This is a genomic window from Herbaspirillum sp. LeCh32-8 (assembly GCF_017814915.1).
Classification (GTDB): Bacteria; Pseudomonadota; Gammaproteobacteria; order Burkholderiales; family Burkholderiaceae_D; genus Herbaspirillum.
Genome location: NZ_JAGIPZ010000003.1, coordinates 196,549 through 212,187 on the forward strand (window position 1 = coordinate 196,549; position 15,639 = coordinate 212,187).

Sequence of the window (15,639 nt, forward strand, 5' to 3'; positions counted from 1 at the left end):
GCTTTTTTGAGCGATCGAACGGGATCAGCGCACGATCTTGAACACGCTGACCACCTGCGACAGGCGGCCGGCCTGATCCTGCAGCGACTGGGCGGCAGCGGCGGCTTCTTCCACCAGCGCGGCGTTTTGCTGCGTGACTTCGTCCATCTGGGTGATGGCGCGGTTGATCTCTTCGATGCCGGTGCTCTGCTCATGGCTGGCGGCGGTGATCTCGCCGACGATGTCGGTCACGCGCTTCACGCTGGCCACCACTTCGGTCATGGTGGAGCCGGCGCGCTCCACCAGCTGGCTGCCGGCGCCGACCTTTTCCACCGAGTCGTCGATCAGTTCCTTGATCTCCTTGGCGGCTGCCGCCGAGCGTTGCGCCAACGAGCGCACTTCGGAAGCCACGACCGCGAAGCCGCGACCCTGCTCACCGGCGCGCGCGGCTTCCACTGCGGCGTTCAGGGCGAGGATGTTGGTCTGGAAGGCGATGCCATCGATCACGCTGATGATGTCGGCGATCTTGCGCGAGCTCTCGGTGATGCCTTCCATGGTCTGCACCACCTGGCCCACCACGTCGCCGCCCTGGGTCGCGATCTCGGAGGCGGACACCGCCAGCTGGTTGGCCTGGCGGGCGTTGTCGGCGTTCTGCTTGACGGTGGAGGTCAGCTCTTCCATGGCCGAGGCGGTCTCTTCCAGCGAACCGGCCTGCTGTTCGGTGCGCGAGGACAGGTCGAGGTTGCCGGTGGCGATTTCCTGCGAGGCGTTGGTGATGGTGTCGGTGCCCTGGCGCACTTCGCCGACGATCTTCTGCAGGCTGTCGTTCATGGCGCGCAGCGACTGCATCAGCATGCCGGTCTCGTCGTTGCTGGTGGCGCGGATGTGCACGGTGAGGTCGCCCTGCGCCACGCGCTGGGCGACTTCGACGGCGTCGTTCAACGGACGCGAGACCACGCGCGCCACGGCGATGGCAAGACCGAAGGCGATCACCACGATCGCGGCCAGCAAGATGAAGATGCCCAGCTTGGCCGATTCGTACATGCTCTCGGCGGCGTCATCCGAGCGCTTGCTGCCGGCGTCGTTGACCTTGACGATGGCGTCGAGGTTGTCGTTCATCGCGCGGAACAGTTTGTTGGACTCGCCCTTGAACAGGCTGCGCGCTTCTTCTTCCTTGTTCTCCAGCGCCAGCGCCTTGAGCTGCTTGTCGATGTCTACATAGGCGGCGAAGTTCTTGCTGAACTGCGCGTAGATGGTTTTTTCTTCCGGCTCGGAGATCAGCGCCTCATAGTTGGCGCGCTGTTTGGCAAGGATCTCAAGGCGCGACTTGATGGCCTTCTCGGCGTCGGCGCGGTCGGCCTCCTGGTTGGCAGTGACCATCTGCAATTCCGAGATGCGCATGCGCGGCAGCGAGGCCTGGATCGCCTGCGCCGCCTTGATGGTCGGCAGCCAGTTCTGTGCGATATCGGTCGAGGCCTGGTTGACTTCCTTCAACTGGCGGATGGCGAATACGCCCAGGATCACCGTCAGGATGATCACGGCGGCGAAGGAAAGAATTAACTTTCTGGCTATTTTCAGGTTATAGAACCAGTTCATGGCGACCTCGATTATGCGTTGCGTTCGGTTGAGACAACGTCATTCTAGGCAGACCAAACCGGCGCCATATCGCCGAGCACGCGCGGGTTTATAGGGCAATTGCACCCTTGAGGGGCGCGGCTTTGCGGCCGGTGACCGCAATCTGACAAAGAGCTGTCGGCGGCGTCAGAATGCGCGCCTCAGTGGTCATGCCAGTGAAGCGCTCACTCCAGCCGATTCTCTCTCGCGCAACAAGAAAATTGCCTGACAGACAAGCGAACGCCGCCTCAGCCGCCGACCGCCTTTGGCGCGCCGGCATCGGCAGGTTGTTGGGCATCCCGACGCTCATGCCAATCGCCGCCCAGCGCCTTGATCAGGAACACCGAGGTCAGCAGGCGCTGCCCCATCAGCTGCGCCGCCTGGCGTTCGCTGTTGAGCAAGGCCTGCTGCGCAGTGATCACGTCCAGGTAAGGCGAGACGCCGCCGTCGTAGCGGCTGTCGGCGATCTCGAGCACGCGGCGCGCGCTGGCGATGGCCGACTGCGATTGCGCATAGGCGCGGTCCAGCGAGGCGATGCCGGTGATGCCGTCTTCCACTTCCTGCATCGCCGTCAGCACGGTGCGCTTGTAGGCGGCCACGGTCGCTTCGTAGCCGGCCTTGGTGAAATCCACGCCGGCGCGCAGGCGGCCGGCGTCGAACAGGCTTTGCGAGGCCGATACTCCGAGCGACCACAGCACGCTGGGTGCGTTGAACAGCGCGCCCCAGTTGCGGCTGTCGACGCCGTAGGACGGCTGCAGCATGAAGCTGGGATAAAAGGCCGCGCTGGCCACGCCGATCTGCGCGTTGGCGGCGGCCATGGCGCGCTCGGCCGAGGCGATGTCGGGACGCCGCTCCAGCACGTCGGAGGGCACGCCCAGCGGGATCGCCGGAAACGCGATCGGCGCGATCGACGGCGCGATGGAGAACACCGGCGCCGGTGTGCCGGTCAGCGTGGCAATGGCGTGCTCGTACTGCGCGCGCTGCTTGCCCAGCACGTCGACCTGGGTCAGCGTGTTGTCCAGCAGCGCCTGCTGCTGGGCCACGTCCAGGCCCGAGGTCGCGCCCAGATCGTGGCGCGAGGTCGCCAGCTCCAGCGCGCGGCGCTGCAGCGCGATGGCGCGCCGGACCACGTCCAGCTCGACGTCCAGTTCGCGCAGGTTGAAGTAGTTGCCGGCCAGCTCGGCGGTGAGCAGCAGGCGGGTGTTTTCAAGATCGGCGGCCGACTGCTGGGCCGATGCGCCGGCGCCCTCCAACGAACGCTGCACGCGGCCGAACAGGTCGAGCTCGTAGCTCACGTTCAGGCCCAGCGCGAAGTCGTTCTGCACCGTGGCGTAGTTGGGCGAGTTGTAGTTCGTCAGCGGACGATTGGCCGAGATGCGGGCGCGCGCGGCGCGCGCATTGATGCCGACCTGCGGATACTGTCCGGCGGAGGCCACGTTGAGCTGCGCGCGCGCCTGCGCCAGGCGTGCGGCAGCAATCGCCAGCGTCTGGTTGCCGGCCAGCGCCTGCTGCTGCAGGGCATTCAACTGGGCGTCGTTGAAGCGCTCCCACCACGGGCCGCGCGCGGTAGCGTCCTGCGGCTGCATCGGTCGCCACGGCGCTTCCGGGGTCCAGGCGGCGGGCATGTCGACCGCCGGCTTCTGGTAGTCGGGGCCGACCGCGCAGCCGGCCAGCGCCAGCATCGAGACGCAGGCCAATCCGATCAGCGTGCGCCGGGCGCTCACGAGGCGGCCTTCTTCTTGTCCATGGTCGGCTCGACCGCGTCGCCGTCGGCCAGCGAGTCGGAGGGATTGAGAATCAGGCGTTCGTTGCCTTCCAGGCCGTCCAGCACTTCCACCGTCAGGCCGAAGTTGCGGCCGACCTGCACCTTCTTCAGGCGCACCTTGTTCTGTGCGTCGACCGCCGCCACCAGCGAACCGTCGCGGCGGAACATCAGTGTGTCGGCCGACACCAGCAGCGTGCCGCTGGGCTTCAGCGGCAGCGAGACCTGCACGAAGGCGCCGGGCAGCAGGGCGTTGTCGGCGTTGGGCAGGCTGACCTCGATCTGCATCGAGCGCGTGGCCGGATCGATGGAGCCGGCGGTGCGCGCCACCTTGCCGTCGAACTTGCGCCCGCGAAGCTCGGCCTGGGTCACCACTACCTTCTGGCCGGGCTTGACCAGGTTGGCGTAGGACTGCGGCACATTCACGTACACCCGCAGCGGATCGGTCTGCGACAGCACGAACAGCGCGCGCCCGGCGCCCGGGTCGATCAGGTCGCCCACGTCCACGTTGCGGCGCGTGATGATGCCGGAGAACGGCGCGACGATACGCTTGAAGCCTTCCACCTGGCGCAGGCGCTGCACGTTGGCGTCGGCCGCGGCGAGGTTGGAGTTGGCCTGGGCGTAGGCGCTGCGGCGCTCGTCGACTTCCTGCTGCGAGACCGCGTCCTTCTTGCGCAGCGCTTCCCAGCGCGCCATCGAGCTCTTGGCCAGCTCCATGCTGGAGGCGGCCTGGGCACGCGCAGCCACGGCCTGCGACAGCTGCTGGTCGATCTCAGGCGTGTCCAGTTCGGCCAGCAGCTCGCCCTTCTTGACCTCGCTGCCGATGTCCTTGTACCAGCGCTTCAGGTAACCGCCCGAGCGCGCCGAGATCGGCGACTGCACGAAGCCCTGCAGGGTGCCGGGCAAGGCCAGGGTCTGGCCATCGGTGCTGCTCCTGGCCTCGGTCACGCGCACGAAGACCTTGGCGCGCTCGGCGGTGCCGGCCTCCAGCTCGCGCGCGTTGGCGACGCGGCTGACCACGGTGCGCGCCGCGCCCGCGGCCAACAACACCAGCACCACCACCAGCACCATTTTTGCGCGGCGGGTCATCTGCTGGCGCTTGGCCAGTTCGGCCTCATCGGCCAGCGGGTGGATGCCCAGCTCGGAATGACGTTCTTGCGACATGACTCAATTCTCCTGTGGCACATTGCCGGCCGGCGGCAGATGCGGATGTTGTCCCCCGCGTCGCTCGGCCCGGCGGACCAATCTCTGATGCACGCCGGCGTACACCACCGGCACGAATAACAAGGTCGATACGGTAGCCAGCAGCAGGCCGCCGATCACCGCGCGCCCCAACGGCGCATTCTGCTCGGCGCCCTCACCCAGGCCCAGGGCCATGGGGATCATGCCGATGATCATCGCCAGCGCCGTCATCAGCACCGGGCGGATACGGGTAGCGCCGGATTCCAGCGCGGCGGCCAGCGGCGTAGCGCCCTCCTCGCGGCGCTGACGTGCGAACGCCACGATCAGGATACTGTTGGCCGTGGCCACGCCCATGGTCATGATGGCGCCGGTCAGCGCCGGCACCGACAAGGTGGTGCCGGTAATGAACAGCATCCACGCGATGCCGGCCAGGGCGGCGGGCAGCGCGGCGATGATGATGGCGGCGTCGATCCACGACTGGAAGTTGACCACCACCAGCAGGTAGACCAGCACGATGGCCATCGCCAGGCCCACGCCCAGGCCGAGGAAGGAGGCCTTCATGGTCTCCACCTGGCCGCGGATCACCACCTGGCTGCCGCGCGGCAGCTTCGGCTTCATCTCTTCCACCAGCTTGTCGACGCGGCCGGCCACGCTGGCCAGGTCGGTGCCCTGCACGCTGACGAAGACGTCGATCGCCGGCGAGATGTTGTAGCGCGAGGCGATCGCCATCTGACGGCCCGCGCGCACATCCACCAGGTTGCCCAGCAGCTGCGTGTTGGCGTTGGCCAGCGAGGCGTTGGCGGCGGCATTGGCGCCGGCGCCGACCGGGATGTTGAGCAGCGAGTCGAGCGAGTCGACCGTGTATTGCGGCGACTGCACGGCGATGCTGTAGACCACCCCGTTGTTGGGATTGAGCCAGAACGCCGGCTGCGTCTGCGAGCTGCCCGACAGCGCGATCAGCAGGTTCTGGCCGACATTGGAGGCCGACAGGCCGAACTGCTGCAAGCGCGTGCGATCGATGCGCAGGTCCAGCGCCGGACCGTCCAGGCGCTGGTGCACGTGGGCGTCGACCGCGCCGGGGATCTGGCGGATCTTCTTGGTCAGCTCGGCGGCCAGCTGGGCGTTGGCTTCCATGTTGGGGCCGGAGAACTGCACGTCGATCGCCGCCGGCAGGCCGAAGTTGAGGATCTGCGTGACGATGTCGGCCGGCTGGAAGAAGAACTCCACGCCCGGGAAGCGCTTGGGCAGCTCGGCGCGCAGCAGGCCGACCAGCTCTTCGGTGGGGCGGTGGCCTTCTTTCAGCGCCATCAGGATTTCGCCGTCCAGCGTGCCGATGGTGCCGGCGTTGCTATAGGACAGGTTGATGCCGGAGTTGGGCACGCCGAGGTTGTCGAGGATGGTCTCCAGCTCGCCGGCGGGGATCAGCGTGCGGATGAAGCGCTCTACTTCGTCGGCGGTGCGGGCGGTCTCTTCGATGCGGGTGCCGGTGGCGGTGCGCATGTGCAGGCGGATCTGGCCGGCGTCGACGTTGGGGAAGAAATCGCGCCCGAGGAAGGGATACAGCAGGCAGGACAGCAGGCAGAAGCCGAGGAAGCCCAGCGCAAAGCGGCGCCGGTGCGACAGCAGCGAAGACAGCACCAGCGTGTAGCCGCGCCGCACGTGCTCGAAGCGGTTGTCAAAGGCGAGGTAGACGCGTTGCAGCAGGCTCTTCTTGGCGCTGTCGACCTGGCCGTGGCTGCCCATGAGCAGCATCACCAGCGTCGGCACCAGCGTGCGCGAGAGGATGTAGGACGCCACCATCGCAAACACCACCGCCTCGGCCAGCGGCACGAACAGGAAGCGCGCCACGCCGGAGAGGAAGAACATCGGCACGAACACGATGCAGATGCACAGCGTGGAGACGAAGGCCGGTACGCCGATCTCGCCGGCGCCGACGATGATGGCGTCGTGCAGCGGTTTGCCCAGGTGCATGTGGCGCTCGATGTTTTCGATGGTGACGATGGCCTGGTCGACCAGGATGCCCACCGAGAGCGCGAGGCCGCCCAGGGTCATCAGGTTCAGGGTCTCGCCCAGTGCCGCCAGCACCAGGATCGCGGCCATGATGGAGAGCGGAATCGTCAGGCCGATGATCAGCGTGCTGCGCCAGTTGCCGAGGAACAGCAGCACCATCGCCGCGGTCAGGCCGGCGGCGATCAGCGCTTCGCTGATGACGCCGGCGACCGCCGCCTTGACGAACAGCGACTGGTCGAACAGCGGCGTGATCTTGACGTCTTCCGGCAGGGTCTGCTGCGCCTGCGGCAGCATCTTGCGCAGGTTGTCGACGATGTCCAGGGTGGAGGCGCCGCCGTTCTTCAGGATCGACAGCAGTACGCCGCGCGCGCCGTCCTGGCGCACCACGTTGGTCTGCGGCGAGAAGCCGTCGCGCACGTTGGCCACGTCCTTCAGGTAGATGGTGGCGCCGTTGGCGGTGCGCACCGGCAACTCGTTCAGGCCGGCCACCGCTTCCGGCGAGCCGTTCATCTTGACCGTGTATTCGGTGGCGCCGAACTTGGCGGTGCCCGAGGGCAGGATCAGGTTTTGCGTGTTGACCGCGTTGACCACGTCGATCGGCGCCAGGCCGCGCGCCTGCATGGCCTGCGTATCGAGGTCGACCGAAATCAGGCGCGACTTGCCGCCGTAGGGGTAAGGCACGGCCACGCCGGGGATGGTGATCAGCTGCGGGCGCAGGGTCTGCACGGCGGCGTCGAACACGGCCTGCTCGGGCAGCGTGGGCGAGGACAGGGCCAGCTGCATCACCGGGATGCTGGAGGCGGAATACTTGATCACCAGCGGCGGAGTGATGCCCGGCGGCAGCTGGCGGATCTGCGACTGCACCGAGGCCACCACCTGGGCGATGGCCTGCTGGATATTGGCCTTGGGCTGGAAGAACACCTTGATCACCGACACCCCCGCCAGCGACTGCGACTCGATGTGCTCGATGTCGCTCACCACGGTGGTCAGGCCGCGCTCGTTCTGGGCGGCGATGCGCAGACCCATCTCCTGCGCCGACAGGCCGTTGTAGTTCCAGATGATGCTGACCACCGGGATGTTGATCTCCGGGAAGATATCGGTGGCCATGGTCTTCAACGTGAGCGGCGTGGCGAGCACGATCAGCATCGCCATCACGATGAAGGTGTATGGGCGGCGCAAGGCCAGCGCAACCATATTCATTGAACTACGATCCCGGTGAGGCGGAAAAGCAAATGCGCGCAGGCTGGGCCCGCGTCTCTCCCGCTTTGCTGTCTGTTCATGTGCGGCCGCGCGAACCCCCGGCGCCTTGCCGCACTCCCTGATTTCTTATTGGTGCTTGTGTAGTGCTTGCTTGGTACTTGATGCGTGATGCCTGATACGGCCGGCCGGTGGCGTTTCTCCCATCCGCGCGCGACCCCGGTCGCGCAGCCGGACCTTGCTCTTTTGTTTATTGGCGGCCGCTCGGCGAGGGCTATTGTAGCGGCGCACAAGGGCGCGCGACGGCCTGTTGCGGGGATTTTTTTCTGACAGAAATGTCAGTTAGGCGACTGCGCCGCCCGCCTCCCGGCGGCGCGGCCGGCCCGGCTGTGGCAAACTGCCGCCTGGACTTTTCCGCCGGCCCGGTCCGGCTTGCCACCATTCTCACGCCATGGAATTCCTGCGCTCCCGCATCGAGGCCAGCGTGCTCGCCATCAGCCGTCCACCCGGCAGCGCCGACTTCCTCCATCCGCCCGGCGACCCGGGCCTGTTCGGACCCGATTCGGCCGCCTGGCAGGTGCACAGCGACTTCACCGCCATGCTGACCGGCGGCGTGGCGGCGCTGCTGCTGCAGATGCTGCATCCGCTGCCGCTGGCCGGCGTATGGGACCACTCCAATTTCCAGGCCGACATGATGGGCCGGCTGCGGCGCACCGCGCAGTTCATCGCCGGCACCACCTTCGGCAGCCGCGCCGACGCCGAACGCCTGATCGCCCACGTGCGGCGCATCCATGCCGGTATCCGCGGCACCGCGCCCAATGGCCAGCCCTATTCGGCCAGCGATCCGCAACTGCTGACCTGGGTGCATACGGCCGAGGTCAGCTGTTTCCTGCGCGGCTACCTGCGCTACCGCAACCCCGCCTTTTCCGCCGCCGGCCAGGAGCGCTACTTCGATGAGATCGCCCGCGTGGCCGAGGCGCTGGGCGCAGTCGACGTGCCGCGCACGCGCGCCGACGTCGATGCCTACATCGAGCGGACGCGGCCGCAACTGGTGTGCGACGACCGTACCCGTCAGACCCTGGAACTGGTGTTGAATGCTCCCGCGCCCAACGCGCTGGCCCAGCCCTATACGCGGCTGATGATGCGCGCCGGCGTCGACCTGCTGCCGCACTGGGCGCAACTGATGCTGGGCGTCACTCCGCGCTCGGCTGCGCGCAGCGAACTGCTGCGGCGCTCGGTGACGCTGGCCGCCGCGCCGCTGCGCTGGGCGGTGCGCAACGGCTCCATCCACCTGGCGCGGCAGCGCATGGGCCTGCCGCCGCAAGGCTGAGCTTTCCCGTCTTCTTGTCGTTTCTTGTCGTTATTTGACGCTGCGCAGATAGGCCAGGATGTCGTCGATCTGGCGATCGCTGCCGATGCCCCAGAAGCGCATCTTGTTGCCCGGCACCACATCGCTGGGCGCTTTCATGAAGGCGCGCAATTTATCCTCAGTCCAGACGAAACCGGCCTTGCTCATCGCCGGCGAATACTTGTAGTCGGCAGTCGACCCCGCCTTGCGCCCGATCACCAGATACAACTGCGGCCCGAACCCGCCGCGCGCCGACGGCCCGACCTGGTGGCAACTGGCGCACTTGGCAAAGGCAGCGCGGCCGGCGACCGGGTCGCCTGCCGCCCATGCGGACGATGACAGGAAGACAAGCAGCACCGCCGGCAAGGCGGTGCACAGGAAAGCGACGGGGCGGATGGAACAGGCTAACGGCATGGGCTCAGGGTCGGATCACGAAATGGCGCTCTTCGATCCCCGCCTTTTGCAGGAAGGCGAATACCGAATCGGCCGTGGTGGTCTCGATTTTATCGGCAAAGCGCTTCTCGTTCGGATGATCGTCGAAGGCAATGTTGGCCTTGAACATGCGGCTGCCCAGCCGGGTCATCGGCCCCAGGTTCAACACGGCCGGCTGGTATCCCTTGAACTTCAGCCATGCCTGGGCCTGCTCGCGGGTGGCGATCTGCGGCTCCATGGCGTGCGCCAGCGTCTCGTCCACCCACTGGTTGGATTGCTGGTAGCGCGTGGCCCAGGGATAGGCCAGCATGTTGTAGCGCGGGTCATGCATGCTGGTCGCCTGATCCGGCCTGATCGCCGCGCGCAGCCGTGACTGGATCTCCGGGCGCGGCACCGACACATACGCCTCCAGCTGGAACGGGTCGTCCATGAAGAACTGTCCCATGCCCTGTTCATAGATATTGCTCTGCGCCGTGCCGCATTCGTTGAGCTTGTGCACCACGTACCAGTTGCTGCCGTCGCGGTACGCAAAACCCAGGTGCGAATAACGCTGCCCGTACTTGCTCAGGTCCTGCCCGACCCGGCCGATCACGACAACCTCGGCGCCGCTGGCGTTGAGCTGTTCGACGGCCTTGACGGCCATATCCAGCTGCTGGCGCACGGCGGTCTCGCGCGGCTCGTTGCGCTCGCAGGTCTGTCCGGCATGCGTGGCCAGCGGCATGGCCAGCGCGATACCCATTAAGAACGCCGCACGGGCGCGGCGCAAGGATGTGAAAAAGGCATTCATGTCAGGCTCCCGATCAGGACAGCTTGTCGCTCTTCATGAGCGCGCGGCCCAGCTCATTGGGGATGATCGCCAGCACCTTGCCGGCCGACACCAGCAGCATGCCGCTGGAGGTGGCGACGAAGCGCACCGATTCACCCACGCCCACCGAGGCGGCGCCGCTGACGTTGCCGGCGATGGTCAGGGATCCGCGCACGCCGTCGCTGGCCTTCTCCAGCACATAGACGGTACCCTCGCCCGAAGCCTGCACGCCCTTGACCACGTAGGTGCCCGCCTCCGAGATGAACATGGCCGGCACCACCACCGAGGCCACCACCGAAATGGACGACGCGTTGCTGGGCGTCGACTGGGCATGCACGGGGCCGGCCAGCAGGGCGGCAGACAGCGCTGCAGCGACGACACCGAGGGACATGCGGCGCAGGAACATGGCATTCATTTTTCTTCTCCTTGTGAAGTGATTGGGCCGGTGCAGCCACCCTGGCCGCCCGGTGGAAAGCAATGTAGCAACGGGTTTCGCCACTGTTGAGCGCTTCCTGCCGAAGCGCGCTTTTCGACGGATCGGGTATCGAAATACAATACCGAAACATCACAATGGAACAAGAAGGGGATCGCCATGGCCCAGGCCGAATCGCTGGTCAATGCATTGAAGAACGTACTCAAGGCGCGCGGCGTCACCTACGCGCAGCTGGCCAAGGGGCTGGCGTTGAGCGAAGCCAGCGTGAAGCGGGTGTTCGCCGAGCGCAGCTTCACGCTGGAGCGGCTGGATCAGATTTGCGGCCTGCTGGAGATGCAGATCAGCGACCTGGCGCGCATGGTCGCCGAGGACAACCCGGCGCCGGTGCACCTGACGCGCGAGCAGGAGAAGAAGCTGGTCTCGGATCCGAAGTTGCTGCTGGTGGCGGTGCACGTGCTGAACCGCTGGACGCCGGAGCAGATCGTCGATGCCTACCTGCTGCCGCGTACCGAGCTGATCAGGCTGCTGGCCCAGCTGGACAAGCTGGGCATCATCGACCTGCTGCCCAACGACCGCATCCGGCTGCGCGTGGCGCCGGACTTTTCATGGCTGCCGGCCGGGCCTATCCAGCAATATTTCCGCGACCAGCTGCGCAACGATTTCTTCAACTCCCATTTCGACCAGCCCGGGGAAAAGATGATCATGATCAGCGGCATGCTCTCGGAAGAAAGCAATGCCGAACTGCAGCGCCGCATGGCGCGCCTGACCAAGGAGTTCCTGAAGGCGCACCGGCAGGACCTGGCCCTGCCGCTGGAGCGCCGCCACGGCAACGCGCTGATCGTGGCGATGCGGCCGTGGATACCCGACTCGTTCAAGCGCATCAAGAAGCAGAACGCCTGACGCGCTCGGGCTGCTTGTCGATCAGGCGCCGAAATACTCCGTATAGATTTCCGCCAGCCAATCGAGGAACAAGCGCACGCGCGGCGGCTGCTGGTTGTGCTGCGGGTAGAGCGCCAGCACCGGCACCCGGGGCGCGGAGAAATTGTTGAGCACCTGCACCAGCTGGCCGCTTTCCAGGTAGTCGGCGATGCCGAAGCGCGGCACCTGGATCAGGCCGAAGCCCTGCAGGGCGCTTTCCTTGTAGCAGTCGGCGCTGTCGACGGCGATCCAGCTGGGCACCTTGATCTCGCGCGTCTGGTTGCCGTCGGCGAAGATGAAGGGATAGCGGATGTCGTGGTTGCGCGAGAAGAAACCGACCGACAGATGGTGCTCCAGGTCTTCCAGCTTTTTGGGCGTGCCGAAACGTTCCAGATACGCCGGGCTGGCGGCGACGATGTCGCTGACCACCGCCAGCGGGCGCGCCACCAGCGAAGAGTCGCGCGGCACGCCGATGCGCACCACGCAGTCGATGCCCTCGCCCACCAAATCCACCAGGCGGTCGCCGGCGCTGATGTTGATCTCGATGTTGGGATGGCGCGCGTGGAATTCGGCCAGGCGCGGCAGGATCACCAGTCGCGCGTGCGTGCCGTGCAGGCCGATGCGCAGCGAGCCGGCCAGCGCGGCGGCGCTGCTGTCCATGGCGGCTTCGGCGTCCTCGACTTCGGCCAGGATGCGGCAGCAGCGCTCGTAGAACTTGCGGCCGTCCGGCGTGGGCTGGACGTTGCGCGTGGTGCGCTCCAGCAGGCGGGTGCCGAGCCGCTCCTCCAGCGCCTTCATCACGTGGGTGGCGGAGGCGCGCGGAATGCCGAGGATCCCCGCGGCCTTGGTGAAACTGCCGAGGTTGACGATCAGCGTGAAGAGCCGGTACGACTCCAGTCGGTCCATGGTGCTTGCTCCGGCGAGTCTGGTGGATTGTTGAGGCTGGTTGAATACTGTTTTGGCTGTCCCGGGGCTTCCGCCAGCCGCGGCCCGATCCGATAATTTCCCTGTCGCCCGGCTCGTCGCAAACCGGCACGGACCAAACCCAACACGGAAAGGAATTGCCATGAACGATATACGAAAAAGCGCCATCGTGACAGGCGCATCGCGCGGCATCGGACGCGCCATCGCCCTGCGCCTGGCCGACGACGGCTTCGCCATTGTTGTCAACTACGCCAGCAATCACCAGCAAGCTGAAGAGCTGGTCGCGCAAATCCGCAAGGCCGGCGGCACGGCCGAGGCGATCCGCGGCGACGTCGCCGATCCGGAGGACGTGGCGCGCCTGTTTGATGCGACCAAGAAAGCCTTCGGCCGCGTCGACGTGGTGGTCAACAGCGCCGGCGTGATGAGCAATGCGCCGATCAAGCCGGATACGCTGGCCATCTTCGACAAGACTATCGCCGTCAACCTGCGCGGCAGCTTCAACGTGCTGGCGCAGGCGGCGCAGCATGTGGAGAGCGGCGGGCGCATCATCGCCGTGTCGACCTCGGCGCTGGGCATGGCGTTCCCCACCTACGGTCCGTACGTCGCCTCCAAGGCCGGCGTCGAGGCGCTGGTGAAGGTGCTGGCGGCCGAGCTGCGCGGCCGCGGCATCACCGTCAACGCGGTGGCGCCGGGGCCGGTGGCGACCGAGCTGTTCTTCAACGGCAAGAGCGAGGAGCAGGTCGAGAAGCTGAAGAAGCTGCCGCCGCTGGAGCGCCTGGGCCAGCCGGAGGATATCTCGAACGTGGTGTCCTTCCTGGCCGGCGCCGACGGCGCCTGGGTCAACTCGCAAGTGCTGCGCGCCAATGGCGGCTTCGTCTGAGCGCGCGCCGGCAGGCGGCCGGCCCGGTTCGGCGCCGCGCGCGGCGACGCTGCTGCGGGTGGTGTTCGGCCTGATCATGTTCAGCCACGGCCTGCCCAAGCTGATGGGTACGTCGCACGGCTCGATGGCCGATCCGATGGCGGCCTCGGTCAAGCTGATCGACAGCGTGCTGCACCTGCCGGCGGCGCCCCTGCTCGGCCTGCTGGTGGCGCTGCTGGAGGGCGTGGGCGGCTTGATGCTGGCGGCCGGGCTGCTGACGCGGCCGGTGGCCTTGCTGATGGCGTTGCAGATGGTGGCGATCAGCTACATCCTGGGGCCGACCTGGCCGTGGATCGACCGCGGCATCGAGTATCCGGTGCTGATGCTGTTCACCGCGCTGTTCTTTGCCGCACAGGGCGGCGGCATGTGGTCGCTGGATGGCAAGTTGATGCTGATGCGTCGTCGATAGGCGGCGCGATCGATACGCTGCAAGCAAAACGGGATGGCCTGCGCCATCCCGTTTTCATTTCCGCGGCCGACTTCGCACAGCCTCAATGCGCATCCGGCGGCGGCGCCTTGGGCGCGTCCACCTTGCGCATCAGCGGCACCATGACGGTGGCCACCAGCAGGCACAACATGATGACGAAGAAGGCATCGGCCACGGCCTGGGTCTGGGCTTCGCGCAGGGTCAGGCGCGCCAGGTTGCGCAGCGCGCCGGCGCTGTTGGCGCCCACGTCGATGCCGGCTGCCAGCAGGTTGGCGGCGCCGTTGCGCAGCATGTCCTGCATGGCTTCGTTGCCGGCATTGAGATGCTCGGCCAGGCGCAGGAAGTGCAGGTTGGTTCGATCGTTGAGGATGGTGCCGCACACCGCGATGCCGATCGCGCCGCCCAGGTTGCGCATCAGGTTGAACAGGCCCGAGGCCAGCTTGAGCCGCTCCGGCGGGATCGAGCCCAGGGTCAGCGTCACTACCGGGGCCACCGCGAACTGCTGCGAGAAGCCGCGCAGCGCCTGCGGCAGCAGCAGCTCATGCCAGCCCCAGTCGTGGGTAATCGGCGTGAACTGCCACATCGACAGCGTGAAGCAGGCCAGCCCGAACATCATCAGCCAGCGCAGGTCGACCCGGCGCGCCAGCATCATGTAGAACGGGATCGCCATGATCTGGAAAATGCCTGTGGAAAAAATAGCCAGCCCGATGTCCAGTGCCGAGAACCCGCGCACACGCGCCAGGAATACCGGCGTCAGGTAGATGGTGGCGAACAGGCCGATGCCGGTGACGAAAGAGAAAAAGCAGCCGAGCGCGAAGTTGATCTTCTTCAGTGCGCGCAGGTCGACCACCGGATGAGCGTAGGTCAGGCTGCGCCAGATGAAGGCGATGCCGGTGATGATCGATAGCCAGGCGGTCGCGCGGATCACGTCGTCGCCCATCCAGCCGTAGCGCGGACCTTCTTCCAACGCGTATTCAAGACAGCCCAGCGACACCGCCAGCAGCACCATGCCGGGATAGTCGGCGCCGCGCAGCAGGGAGAGATCCGGCTTGTCGATCTTGACCATCATCGGCACCACGATGGCGACGAAGGCGCCCGGCGCCAGGTTGATGAAGAACAGCCAGTGCCACGAATAATTGCTGGTGATCCAGCCGCCGATGGTGGGCCCCATGGTCGGCGCCAGCGAGGCCAGCGCGCCGACGGTGGCCGCCGCCAGCACGCGCTGGTTGCCCTGGAAGTAGAAGAAGGCGGACGTGAACACCATCGGGATCATCGAGCCGCCGAGGAAGCCCTGCAGCGCGCGGAAGGCGATCATGCTGTTGATGTCCCACGCCAGTCCGCACAACAGGCTGGCGGCGGTAAAGCCGACCGCCGAGGCCGAGAACAGCCAACGCGTCGACATCACGCGCGCCAGCCAGCCCGAGAGCGGGATGACGATGATCTCGGCGATCAGGTAGCTGGTCTGCACCCAGGCGGTCTCGTCGGTGCCGGCGGAGAGGCCGCCGCCGATGTCGGCCAAAGAGGCGGAAACGATCTGGATATCCAGCAGCGCGATGAACATGCCTACGCACATGGTGGCGAAGGCCAGCACGCGTTGCTGCGTGGTGAGCCCGCCCGGCCCGAGCGCGGCATTCATGGAGGCGGCAGGCGTGGACAGGGCCGGCTGGGCTGCGGTGGCGGCGCTCATGC

At 66.6% G+C, this 15,639-nt stretch carries 13 protein-coding genes; 4 read left to right on the top strand and 9 right to left on the bottom strand.

The genetic code is table 11. From position 1 onward, the window contains the following. Window positions 1–24 precede the first annotated feature (24 nt). The 4 genes from J8I26_RS08620 to J8I26_RS08635 all read right to left on the bottom strand — a co-directional run bounded on the left by J8I26_RS08620 (window position 25) and on the right by J8I26_RS08635 (window position 7,747). Window positions 25–1,575: a methyl-accepting chemotaxis protein gene (locus J8I26_RS08620; RefSeq protein WP_209606126.1), complete on the bottom strand. Its 1,551-nt coding sequence runs from the start codon at window positions 1,573–1,575 to the stop codon at window positions 25–27. Between the two features lie 266 nt (window positions 1,576–1,841). Beyond that, window positions 1,842–3,275 (bottom strand): efflux transporter outer membrane subunit, encoded by a 1,434-nt coding sequence (locus J8I26_RS08625; protein ID WP_209606446.1) that lies wholly within the window; start codon window positions 3,273–3,275, stop codon window positions 1,842–1,844. Between the two features lie 38 nt (window positions 3,276–3,313). After that, the gene (locus J8I26_RS08630) at window positions 3,314–4,519 is read right to left on the bottom strand and encodes an efflux RND transporter periplasmic adaptor subunit (RefSeq protein ID WP_209606127.1); all 1,206 of its coding nucleotides are present in this window, start codon (window positions 4,517–4,519) and stop codon (window positions 3,314–3,316) included. A 3-nt stretch (window positions 4,520–4,522) separates the two neighbouring features. Beyond that, window positions 4,523–7,747 (bottom strand): efflux RND transporter permease subunit, encoded by a 3,225-nt coding sequence (locus J8I26_RS08635; RefSeq protein ID WP_209606128.1) that lies wholly within the window; start codon window positions 7,745–7,747, stop codon window positions 4,523–4,525. A 448-nt stretch (window positions 7,748–8,195) separates the two neighbouring features. Between J8I26_RS08635 and J8I26_RS08640 the strand changes: the two genes are divergently transcribed. Continuing rightward, complete coding sequence (locus J8I26_RS08640; RefSeq protein ID WP_209606129.1) at window positions 8,196–9,074, top strand: oxygenase MpaB family protein; 879 nt, start codon at window positions 8,196–8,198, stop codon at window positions 9,072–9,074. A gap of 30 nt (window positions 9,075–9,104) precedes the next feature. On the opposite strand, the gene J8I26_RS08645 is transcribed toward J8I26_RS08640, so the two are convergent. From J8I26_RS08645 to J8I26_RS08655, 3 genes are read right to left on the bottom strand one after another with little or no spacing between them, the layout of a single operon-like run. Beyond that, window positions 9,105–9,506 carry a cytochrome c family protein gene (locus J8I26_RS08645; protein WP_245200223.1) on the bottom strand — a complete coding sequence of 134 codons (402 nt, stop codon included), beginning with the start codon at window positions 9,504–9,506 and terminating at the stop codon, window positions 9,105–9,107. 4 nt (window positions 9,507–9,510) lie between these two features. Further along, window positions 9,511–10,311 (bottom strand): DUF2145 domain-containing protein, encoded by an 801-nt coding sequence (locus J8I26_RS08650; RefSeq protein ID WP_209606131.1) that lies wholly within the window; start codon window positions 10,309–10,311, stop codon window positions 9,511–9,513. A gap of 13 nt (window positions 10,312–10,324) precedes the next feature. Continuing rightward, window positions 10,325–10,744, bottom strand: coding sequence for a hypothetical protein (locus tag J8I26_RS08655; RefSeq protein ID WP_209606132.1), 420 nt, complete (start codon window positions 10,742–10,744; stop codon window positions 10,325–10,327). Between the two features lie 177 nt (window positions 10,745–10,921). Here J8I26_RS08655 and J8I26_RS08660 point away from each other — a divergent pair, with 177 nt between their 5' ends. Beyond that, window positions 10,922–11,662, top strand: a complete 741-nt coding sequence (locus J8I26_RS08660) for a helix-turn-helix transcriptional regulator (protein ID WP_209606133.1) — start codon at window positions 10,922–10,924, stop codon at window positions 11,660–11,662. Between the two features lie 21 nt (window positions 11,663–11,683). Here J8I26_RS08660 and J8I26_RS08665 read toward each other — a convergent pair whose 3' ends face one another. Next, window positions 11,684–12,586, bottom strand: coding sequence for a LysR family transcriptional regulator (locus J8I26_RS08665; protein WP_209606135.1), 903 nt, complete (start codon window positions 12,584–12,586; stop codon window positions 11,684–11,686). A 160-nt stretch (window positions 12,587–12,746) separates the two neighbouring features. Between J8I26_RS08665 and J8I26_RS08670 the strand changes: the two genes are divergently transcribed. Together J8I26_RS08670 and J8I26_RS08675 are read left to right on the top strand one after the other, a co-directional pair. Beyond that, window positions 12,747–13,484, top strand: a complete 738-nt coding sequence (locus tag J8I26_RS08670; RefSeq protein WP_209606137.1) for an SDR family oxidoreductase — start codon at window positions 12,747–12,749, stop codon at window positions 13,482–13,484. Beyond that, window positions 13,468–13,932, top strand: a complete 465-nt coding sequence (locus tag J8I26_RS08675; RefSeq protein ID WP_209606140.1) for a DoxX family protein — start codon at window positions 13,468–13,470, stop codon at window positions 13,930–13,932. The genes J8I26_RS08670 and J8I26_RS08675 overlap by 17 nt, the downstream gene beginning before the upstream one ends. An 82-nt stretch (window positions 13,933–14,014) precedes the next feature. Here the strand turns inward: J8I26_RS08675 and J8I26_RS08680 are convergent, their stop codons facing one another. After that, window positions 14,015–15,637, bottom strand: a complete 1,623-nt coding sequence (locus tag J8I26_RS08680; protein WP_209606142.1) for a DHA2 family efflux MFS transporter permease subunit — start codon at window positions 15,635–15,637, stop codon at window positions 14,015–14,017. Between the last annotated feature and the right edge of the window lie 2 nt (window positions 15,638–15,639).

What these genes read in the sequence shown, in the direction of transcription:
- J8I26_RS08640 (WP_209606129.1), top strand. Translation starts at nt 8,196, where the DNA reads ATGGAATTCCTGCGCTCCCGCATCGAGGCCAGCGTGCTCGCCATCAGC.
- J8I26_RS08675 (WP_209606140.1), top strand. Translation starts at nt 13,468, where the DNA reads ATGGCGGCTTCGTCTGAGCGCGCGCCGGCAGGCGGCCGGCCCGGTTCG.
- J8I26_RS08650 (WP_209606131.1), bottom strand. Translation starts at nt 10,311, where the DNA reads ATGAATGCCTTTTTCACATCCTTGCGCCGCGCCCGTGCGGCGTTCTTA.
- J8I26_RS08665 (WP_209606135.1), bottom strand. Translation starts at nt 12,586, where the DNA reads ATGGACCGACTGGAGTCGTACCGGCTCTTCACGCTGATCGTCAACCTC.
- J8I26_RS08660 (WP_209606133.1), top strand. Translation starts at nt 10,922, where the DNA reads ATGGCCCAGGCCGAATCGCTGGTCAATGCATTGAAGAACGTACTCAAG.
- J8I26_RS08630 (WP_209606127.1), bottom strand. Translation starts at nt 4,519, where the DNA reads ATGTCGCAAGAACGTCATTCCGAGCTGGGCATCCACCCGCTGGCCGAT.
- J8I26_RS08635 (WP_209606128.1), bottom strand. Translation starts at nt 7,747, where the DNA reads ATGAATATGGTTGCGCTGGCCTTGCGCCGCCCATACACCTTCATCGTG.
- J8I26_RS08680 (WP_209606142.1), bottom strand. Translation starts at nt 15,637, where the DNA reads ATGAGCGCCGCCACCGCAGCCCAGCCGGCCCTGTCCACGCCTGCCGCC.
- J8I26_RS08645 (WP_245200223.1), bottom strand. Translation starts at nt 9,506, where the DNA reads ATGCCGTTAGCCTGTTCCATCCGCCCCGTCGCTTTCCTGTGCACCGCC.
- J8I26_RS08625 (WP_209606446.1), bottom strand. Translation starts at nt 3,275, where the DNA reads ATGCTGGCGCTGGCCGGCTGCGCGGTCGGCCCCGACTACCAGAAGCCG.
- J8I26_RS08655 (WP_209606132.1), bottom strand. Translation starts at nt 10,744, where the DNA reads ATGAATGCCATGTTCCTGCGCCGCATGTCCCTCGGTGTCGTCGCTGCA.
- J8I26_RS08620 (WP_209606126.1), bottom strand. Translation starts at nt 1,575, where the DNA reads ATGAACTGGTTCTATAACCTGAAAATAGCCAGAAAGTTAATTCTTTCC.
- J8I26_RS08670 (WP_209606137.1), top strand. Translation starts at nt 12,747, where the DNA reads ATGAACGATATACGAAAAAGCGCCATCGTGACAGGCGCATCGCGCGGC.